Here is a 7,468-nt window from a genome sequence, read left to right as displayed (position 1 = left end):
CTCGGCAACGCGCAGAACACGGTGTACGAGACGAACGTGTTCGAGAAGTATGGCGATGAAGCCGATGCGGAGATTGCGCGGATTATTTCGCAGAATGCGGGTGGGAAATCGGCAGACAAGCGCGACGCGCGCGCCGAGTGATGGCGTGCGGATGAAGATGCAACTAACTGCCAGAAACCTCCGCGTTCCGCCGACGCCGGTTCCCGGCGCACAGTCACAGCGCACACAACGCACACAACGCACTCCAGCGCGGGCAGGGTGCGTGCGTTGGGCTCGCGTCTGTTGTCACAAAAACTGATTACACGAATTTGCACCGACCGCTTAAAAACGGCTGGTTTGCGAACATCGTTCGGATAACCAGGTATTGTTCAAAAGCCTCCTGAAAACAGGAGGCTTTTGTTCGACTGGCGATTGCGAAGCGTGACCGGCTGACTGGTCAGGCAAAACGCGGATCAATGACCGTGCGCTTCCCTGAAACCAGCGTCATGTTCGAATCGCTCGGCACGTCTACCGGACTGAAATCCGGCCGAGACAATGAACAGGACTCCTGCAAACGGCCAGGAAAAAGTGGCCAGAACGAAGCAGAACCAGAAAGCGTCTTGAGGAGGGTACGCGGGGAGTGCCCATGAAAGGCAGGCAGCTGGCAACAGCAACATACACAGCGCCGACCGATTGAGGAAAACGGCGACCTTTGCGTTCTTGAGCGTTTCAGCGTGCATGCCTGTCTCCATAGGAAGTGGCACTGAGACATAGAGTCGCACGATGGCAATCCAATGAAAACTTGGTGAAAGCCCTGAGGTAATTTCGCTGAAAATCGACGTGGAATTGCCGAAATTGCGGGGATTTGATGGGGCCAAGACACGTATTGCACGTTGTGCGAAGCCGCATAAAACGCCCGAATTCCGCATCGGAAATAACGCGAAACAGAAGCGCGCGAAAGGAAAAGTGAGCGTAATCGCTATTGGCGTTAAGATGCGCGCTCGACACCGATGTCTCTCTGGCTCAATCAGGCTCAATCGCAGACTCCTCCTCGCGCCATGCCCCAATACCTCGACGCCGCTGCATTACTCAAACTCGCTCAACGCGCGGAACACGCCGACGCCCCCGTGTGCGGCTGCACAAAAACACCGCTCGATGGCTGGCAATCGCAGCCGCTTTCGCTCGACGAGCGGCAACTCGAACAGATCGGCACACTCATTCCGGAAGATGAGGCAGAACCGACTTTTTCCGAATATTTGCCGGAAAACCACGGTTACTGGTCCGACGAAGCGCCCATTGCCCCGCGTTACTTTCCCTATAACCGCTGTGGCGTGTGGAAATGCACGCAGTGCGGCCGGCTTTATCTGCGCTATACCGAAGGCGGTGGCTATTTCGTCGATCAGCGTATTCGCGCGTTAAAAGCGCGGCTAATCGAAGACGTGCCGCTTTAAAGCCGCTTCCCGTTATGCTGTGCGGCGTCGGGGACGCATCGCGCGCCCCGGCTCACTGCTCCACCATAAGGCCAGCGGACGGGCGCGCCGCTGTTTGCCGAAGGCATGGAGAAGGGCTATTAGCTCCGCAAACCTGATGGTGAGGTATGGCAGTGGTACGCGGGGCATTTTTGACGCTTGCAGGAGATGGGCGTCGATTGCTTCAAGACGGATTTCGGCGAGCGTATTCCTACCGACGTGATCTATCACGACGGTTCCGATCCGCAAAAGATGCACAACGACGACAGCTACCTTTATAACAAGGTGGTGTTCGACGTGCTGCGCGAAGTGCGCGGCGAAGGTGAGGCCGGGGTGTTCGCGCGATCCGGCACCGTCGGCAGCCAGCCATTGCCCGTGCGTTGGGGCGGCGATTGCAGCGCGACTTACGATCGAATCGATAGCTGAAACGCTGCGCGGCGGGCTGTCGCTCGACCTGAGCGGCTTCGGCTTCTGGAGCCACGACATCGGCGGGTTCGAGCATACGGCGCCCGCCGATGTCTACACGCGCTGGTGCGCGTTCGGGCTGCTGTCGAGCCATAGCCGTTTGAACGGCAGCAAGTCGTATCGCGTGCCAGGGTTGTTCGACAACGAAGCCGTGGAGGTCGTGCGCCCTTTCACCGAATGGAAGTCGCGTCTGATGCCGTCTCTGTTCGATGCCGCGCAACAGGCGGTCGAGCACGGCACGCCGATGCTGCGCGCGATGCTGCTGGAGTTTCCCGACGCCGCTGGACGCATCTCTTCACGAGTAAAACCGTTGCGGGCAGCAGGTGGCTGCGCGAGCGTCACGGCTCTTTGAGTCTGCCGGTGTACGTGCGGCCGAATACGCTGCTCGCGGTCGGGACTACGGATCAGCGCCCGGATGACAACTACGCGTCGCGCAGCGAACTGCATCTGTTCGAACTCGCCGATGGCGCGAGTGCGACGCTCAAGCTGCGCGATGCGGGCGGCCTGGCGAAGCAGGCGAGCGAGTCCGGCGTCGTCGTGCAGTTGCCCGCAGGCGACCGCGAGGCTGCGTTGTACGTGTAAGCCGAAGCGATGATCTGGCTGACGCGCGGAAACGCATGTCAGCCAGACAATTCGGCAGCGGCGTTATTTTCGATGCTATGAAATCCGCGTGGAATTTATTTCCCCGCAGCGTTCTTCACATCGCATTGCGCCGACACTTTCTCGCCGTCGCTGAAAGCAAAGGTCACCGGAATGCTGGTGCCAATTTTGAGTGGATGTTTCGCGTGCTCGAACATCACGTGATAGCCACCGGGCGCAAATTCGAGCGTGCCATTTGCAGGAACGGTGGCCTTGTCGACCATGATCATCTTCGAGGTACTGCCGCTGCTTTGCGTCTGATGCAGCATCGACATCCCAAACGCTTCCGTTGAAATGCCAACGAGATCGACCGGCTTGTCGCTCTTGTTCATGAGTTTGAAATAGCCGCCCGAAGGCACGTCGCCGGGCATGGAACGAATCCAGCAATCCGACACCATGACGGAGTCAGTCGCGGCCATTGCGGCGATTGGAGCGGCAAACAGGACGAACGTCGTTGCGAGCGAACGGAAAAGAGCGGACATGGTGAATCTCCAGTTTTGAGTGGATAAGGTTTTGGAAATACATTGCGATTAAGCGGGCTTCAGCAATTCGCCCAGATCGTGAACCCACGGCGTCGCACCCTGTGCGTCGCGTGCATACAGACGCAATTTGCCGTCGGCGTCGAAAACAAAACTGGCTGCCGTGTGATTCATGGTGTAGTTGTCCGCGTTCGTACCGGGGACTTTTTCGAAGACCAGCTTGAAGTCCTCGGCCAGCGTTCTGAGTTGCGCATCGTCTGCGGGACGCAGTGCGCGAAACGATGGATTGAAGGCCGCCGCATATTGTGCGAGCACGGAAGGCGTGTCGCGTTGCGGGTCGAGCGTCACGAACAGCACCTGAATGCGCGCGGCTTTTTCGGGGCCGAGTTGCTGCATCGCCTGCGAGAGTTCGGCCAGCGTGGTCGGGCAGACATCGGGGCAATGCGTGTAGCCGAAAACCATCACGACGATCTTGCCGTGGTAATCCGCAAGCGTGCGGGTTTGTCCGTTGGTATCCGGCAAGGAAAACTGGCCTGAAAACTGCGTATTGCCCGTAATGTCCAGATTCTGGAAGGACAGTACGGGCTGCTGATTGCACCCGCTGAGCGCGAGCGCACCGCAAAGCGTCAGGACGGCGCAAGCCGTCACGGCGGCGCGTCGCCATGGGGCGGACGCCGCGGTTAAAAGCGGTTTTTGCATGATGCGTTATCGAAAGCGTTTGCGCGACGACGGCGCGCGGACGAGCGCAGGCGCAGGCCCGGGCCTGGCGTGTCGATCGTGCGAATAAGGACGTGAAGCGGGGGACGTGAAGCGCGCGGCGACGCTTCAGTGCGCAGACGGCGGGGCGCGCGGATAACCCGCAAAGTAGGGAAGCGTCGGGAAGTCGGCCCGCAATGCGGGCATGACGACAACAGCCGCAAAAAGCGGCAGCCATTGCGCAACGGATGGCGCAAGAGGCGGCGGCGCCGAGGGCGTGGCGAGCAGATTGCAATAGCCACAGGCCGCGAGCGGATCGTCCGCTACAGCGGCATGGCTATGGATCGGCGGCCCGGCGGAGCAGAGCGCCGCGTCGGGCGACGCCGCGCGCGCCGAAGCACGCATTTGACTGACGAGCGGCGCGAACACAATCAGGCACATGGCGAGCAAGGCTAGCCATGTGCCGAGTTGTTTTCGAGTGCGTGCGAGTGCAGTCATGCGCGCATGGTAGCTCACTCTCTCGACATTGCGGTAGCGAATGTGCACTCGGACCAGGCTCAGTCCGCGTGTGAGACGGAATGTCGCGTCGATGAACCGGGTGGTCGCTGAAGCACGTTTTTCGCCGCATGGAGCAGCGGGGCAGCGGCGGTGCAGCAGCAGCACCGAATCGCGAAAGCCCGTTCACGCCGCTCTGTTTATCCCTTAGGAATTTGAAAGCCGGATAGAATGCGCGCCATGAGTGCCTTTCGCCGATTCCTGCTGCGAGGCGGCATGGCGAATCGGGCATGGTTCCTGATTGCTGTGGCTGTCCTCCTTGTACGCGCGCTGCTGCCGGGCGCCGTCATGCTGGATCCGGCATCCGTGGCGCAGGGCGATTTTGCACTCGTGATGTGTTCCGGGCACGGTCCGATGTTCGCGGGTGATTCCGGCGCGGCAGTGAAGATGTCCGATGTCATGCCCGGCATGGACATGACGCACATGGCGGGCATGATGCACGGCGACATGGACATGTCCGGCATGGCGGGTTCGCCCGCACACGATCACGGCGCCATGACCGGCGACGACGGGCTTTGTCCGTTCAGCGCCGCGCTGGTCGTCGCGTGCGTGGGCATCGCGCTCGCGATTGCTCTGTTCACGCTGACCCGTGTGACGCAGTCGTGGCGTGCTGTATCGACGCGCCCGCTGGTGCGCCTGTCACTTCATTTCCGGCCCCTTTCGCGGGCGCCGCCGCTTTTCAGCTAAATGCCGTCTCCCTGCTGCGCGTCGCGATGGCGCCGCGCATGCACGACCATTTCTTTTAGCTGAATCGACAACATGAAGACCCAACAACGACCGCCGCGCGCGGGCGTCGTCGGCACGCGCGCGTCCGGAACGCACCGCGCCGAACCGCATCTTTTTACATTGCGTGCACGTCCTGAAGCCGCACCTGTCCGTGCGGTGCTGGCCGTGCTGATGACGGCACTCGCGGTGATACCTGAAGCACGCGCGGCAGAACCGGAATCGGCCCCGCCCACTTCGAGCGATAGCAGCGCCGCGGACCCGGTCATGGCGCCGATATCGGTGGTGGGCACGCGCGGTTCGCCTTATATCGCGCCCACGTCGAGCAGCACGACGAGAACCGACACGCCCATCAAGGACTACGCTGCATCCATTCAGGTCGTGCCGTCCGAGGTTCTGCAGGACCGTGGCGTGACGAGCATCGATCAGGTCGCCGATACCGTAAGCGGTGTACACGCCGAAGCAAGTTACGGCGGCAACGGCGCGACGTTCTTCAATATTCGCGGATTCAGCGAGAGCAATGGCTTGCGCGATGGCTTCCGCAACTATGGCTATTACGCGTTTCGCGATGTGCAGAATATCGACGACGTGGAGATATTCAAGGGCCCGGCGGGTGCGCTTTATGGCGGCATCGGCGCAGTAGGCGGCTATATCAACACCGTCTCGAAGCGACCCGAGCAGGAGAATTTCGGCGAAGTCAGCGCGACGGCGGGAAGCTACGGCCTCGCGCGCACGACGGTGGATGTGAACCGCGTGCTGAACGACGACCTGAGCATCCGGCTCAATGCGTCTGCCGAAACGAACTCGACGTTTCAGGACAACGGCGGCTACAAGTCATGGTCTATTGCACCGGCCATCACCTGGAATAACCATCACGGCACGTCCGTGACGTTGCTGAGCGAATTCAATCATCTGAATCGCGACGGATTCGACTTCGGCGTGCCGGCGGTCGACAATTATCAGGCGCTTTCGCGCAGCCGCTATTACGGACTTCGCAGCGGCGTCTATCCGGGCGTCGATGGCGACTACGGCCGTAACGACACCTGGTCCGAAACGCTGTTGTTCGAGCACGAACTTTCGCAGAACTGGAAACTGCGCCTCGCCGGGCAGTACGCGTACGCGCGCCAGCACTCAACGCAGTCGTTCCCCGACAGCACGACCGCCACGGACAATCTGCTCGAATACGCCGTCTACAGCGGCGCGAATGAATTCTCGCGTCAGTATTCCGCCCGTGCCGAACTGGTCGGCGACTTCTTCACCGGCCGCCTGAAACATTCGTTACTGGCCGGTGTGGATTACGGGTATCTGGAAGTCGGCAGCGGCGGCTCGCAAGTTTCCACCATGAACGTGGATCTCTTCAACCCGAGCTATACATCTGGATTGACCGCGGGGGACGCATTGCCCGGACATCAAGGGCGCGGCGCGGATTACGGCGTCTATGTGCAGGATCTGATCGATCTGACTCGACAGATCAAGCTTCAGGTCGGATTGCGCGCGGACCGTTTCATCAATAGTGCCGACGAAGCAGGCGAGCCGACCGGGCGAGGTCAGCAGACGGCTTTCTCGCCGCGCGTCGGCCTGGTCTGGCAGCCCACGCGCAGCACGTCGTTTTTCACCGACTGGAGCCGTAGTTACGCACCGAATGTCGGTCACAGCGGCAGCAACGTCACGTATGCGGCGGAGGTCGCGGAACAATTCGAAATCGGCGTGAAGCAGGAACTGATTAAAGATCGCCTGAATGCAAATCTGGCGGTTTTCAATATCAACCGGAATCACATTCTCACGACCGATCCCACCAATCCATTGCTGGAAGTGCTCACCGGCAAGCAGCGCAGTCAGGGTGTGGAGCTGGACATCACCGGCAACATCACGCCGCGATGGAAGGCCATCGTGACCTATGCCTATACGCTCGCGAAGGTCACGAGCGACACGACATATCCGGTGGGCGACATTCTGAGCAATGTTCCGCGCAACAGTGCGAGCCTCTGGACCGTCTACGATCTGGAGTCCGTTCCGGGCTTGCGGATTGGCGCGGGTGTTTATTATGTCGGGCCACGCGAGGCGACGCTGCCCAACACGTTCAAACTCGCGGGTTACGTGCGTACCGATGCGATGGCTTCTTATCGGCAAGGGCATTGGAAGACGCAGTTGAATATCTTCAATCTGTTCAATCGCAAGTACTACACCGGCGGCTCGGCGGCGACGTTCGATTACACGCTGACGCCAAGCCCGCCTTTATCGGCGCAGGTAACGGTTTCGTACGATTTTTAAATGTCGACCGGTCGCGAGCGCAGTTTTAATGGCGCTTCTGAGCGGTTCATTTTCAATGAAACAACGCAAAACGAAAACACGACGCAAACGGCGTGCCGTGCTCTTTTCTTAAGCCCTGCCAACGACGCGTTGGACGCCGCCACTCGATTTAGAACCCGGGCACCGAAAATGCATTGGGGTCGCGAAAGAGCC

10 protein-coding genes and 1 pseudogene are annotated in these 7,468 nt (G+C 60.1%); 7 read left to right on the top strand and 4 right to left on the bottom strand.

Annotated features, from left to right (window positions below):
• From BMY06_RS39240 to BMY06_RS39995, 5 genes and pseudogenes are all read left to right on the top strand, one after another.
• Nucleotides 1-141, top strand: a pseudogene (locus BMY06_RS39240) (EmrA/EmrK family multidrug efflux transporter periplasmic adaptor subunit); the annotation flags it as partial.
• An 896-nt stretch (nt 142-1,037) separates the two neighbouring features.
• Nucleotides 1,038-1,430 (top strand): hypothetical protein, encoded by a 393-nt coding sequence (locus BMY06_RS34620; protein WP_074987425.1) that lies wholly within the window; start codon nt 1,038-1,040, stop codon nt 1,428-1,430.
• A gap of 186 nt (nt 1,431-1,616) precedes the next feature.
• Nucleotides 1,617-1,874, top strand: a complete 258-nt coding sequence (locus BMY06_RS40005; protein WP_074987424.1) for a TIM-barrel domain-containing protein — start codon at nt 1,617-1,619, stop codon at nt 1,872-1,874.
• Nucleotides 1,771-2,265 carry a TIM-barrel domain-containing protein gene (locus tag BMY06_RS40000; protein WP_074987423.1) on the top strand — a complete coding sequence of 165 codons (495 nt, stop codon included), beginning with the start codon at nt 1,771-1,773 and terminating at the stop codon, nt 2,263-2,265. The genes BMY06_RS40005 and BMY06_RS40000 overlap by 104 nt, the downstream gene beginning before the upstream one ends.
• Nucleotides 2,262-2,495, top strand: a complete 234-nt coding sequence (locus BMY06_RS39995) for a hypothetical protein (protein ID WP_074987422.1) — start codon at nt 2,262-2,264, stop codon at nt 2,493-2,495. The genes BMY06_RS40000 and BMY06_RS39995 overlap by 4 nt, the downstream gene beginning before the upstream one ends.
• Before the next feature lie 95 nt (nt 2,496-2,590).
• On the opposite strand, the gene BMY06_RS34600 is transcribed toward BMY06_RS39995, so the two are convergent.
• The 3 genes from BMY06_RS34600 to BMY06_RS34590 all read right to left on the bottom strand — a co-directional run bounded on the left by BMY06_RS34600 (nt 2,591) and on the right by BMY06_RS34590 (nt 4,390).
• Nucleotides 2,591-3,034, bottom strand: a complete 444-nt coding sequence (locus BMY06_RS34600) for a copper chaperone PCu(A)C (protein WP_065058319.1) — start codon at nt 3,032-3,034, stop codon at nt 2,591-2,593.
• A gap of 48 nt (nt 3,035-3,082) precedes the next feature.
• Nucleotides 3,083-3,730: an SCO family protein gene (locus BMY06_RS34595; protein ID WP_074987421.1), complete on the bottom strand. Its 648-nt coding sequence runs from the start codon at nt 3,728-3,730 to the stop codon at nt 3,083-3,085.
• Nucleotides 3,731-3,856: 126 nt separating this feature from the next.
• Nucleotides 3,857-4,390 carry a DUF2946 domain-containing protein gene (locus BMY06_RS34590; protein ID WP_244144398.1) on the bottom strand — a complete coding sequence of 178 codons (534 nt, stop codon included), beginning with the start codon at nt 4,388-4,390 and terminating at the stop codon, nt 3,857-3,859.
• 72 nt (nt 4,391-4,462) lie between these two features.
• On the opposite strand from BMY06_RS34590, the gene BMY06_RS34585 reads away from it, so the two are divergent.
• Complete coding sequence (locus BMY06_RS34585) at nt 4,463-4,969, top strand: DUF2946 family protein (protein ID WP_124261738.1); 507 nt, start codon at nt 4,463-4,465, stop codon at nt 4,967-4,969.
• Here the strand turns inward: BMY06_RS34585 and BMY06_RS39790 are convergent.
• A complete protein-coding gene (locus tag BMY06_RS39790; protein WP_161495572.1) occupies nt 4,966-5,298 on the bottom strand; it encodes a hypothetical protein in 333 nt (110 codons plus the stop codon). The genes BMY06_RS34585 and BMY06_RS39790 overlap by 4 nt on opposite strands.
• On the opposite strand from BMY06_RS39790, the gene BMY06_RS34580 reads away from it, so the two are divergent.
• Entirely contained in the window at nt 5,273-7,276 is a 2,004-nt protein-coding gene (locus BMY06_RS34580) for a TonB-dependent receptor (RefSeq protein WP_161495573.1), read from the top strand. The two genes, BMY06_RS39790 and BMY06_RS34580, sit on opposite strands and share 26 nt — an antisense overlap.
• Nucleotides 7,277-7,468: the final 192 nt, after the last annotated feature.

Origin of the sequence: Paraburkholderia tropica, assembly GCF_900109265.1 — a bacterium.
Lineage (GTDB): Bacteria > Pseudomonadota > Gammaproteobacteria > Burkholderiales > Burkholderiaceae > Paraburkholderia > Paraburkholderia tropica.
This window is presented reverse-complemented; position numbering and strand designations above follow the sequence as displayed.

Bases quoted from the DNA above. Each gene is read 5' to 3' on its own strand.
- BMY06_RS34595 (WP_074987421.1), bottom strand. From the start codon at position 3,730: ATGCAAAAACCGCTTTTAACCGCGGCGTCCGCCCCATGGCGACGCGCC.
- BMY06_RS34585 (WP_124261738.1), top strand. From the start codon at position 4,463: ATGAGTGCCTTTCGCCGATTCCTGCTGCGAGGCGGCATGGCGAATCGG.
- BMY06_RS34580 (WP_161495573.1), top strand. From the start codon at position 5,273: ATGGCGCCGATATCGGTGGTGGGCACGCGCGGTTCGCCTTATATCGCG.
- BMY06_RS34620 (WP_074987425.1), top strand. From the start codon at position 1,038: ATGCCCCAATACCTCGACGCCGCTGCATTACTCAAACTCGCTCAACGC.
- BMY06_RS40005 (WP_074987424.1), top strand. From the start codon at position 1,617: ATGGGCGTCGATTGCTTCAAGACGGATTTCGGCGAGCGTATTCCTACC.
- BMY06_RS34600 (WP_065058319.1), bottom strand. From the start codon at position 3,034: ATGTCCGCTCTTTTCCGTTCGCTCGCAACGACGTTCGTCCTGTTTGCC.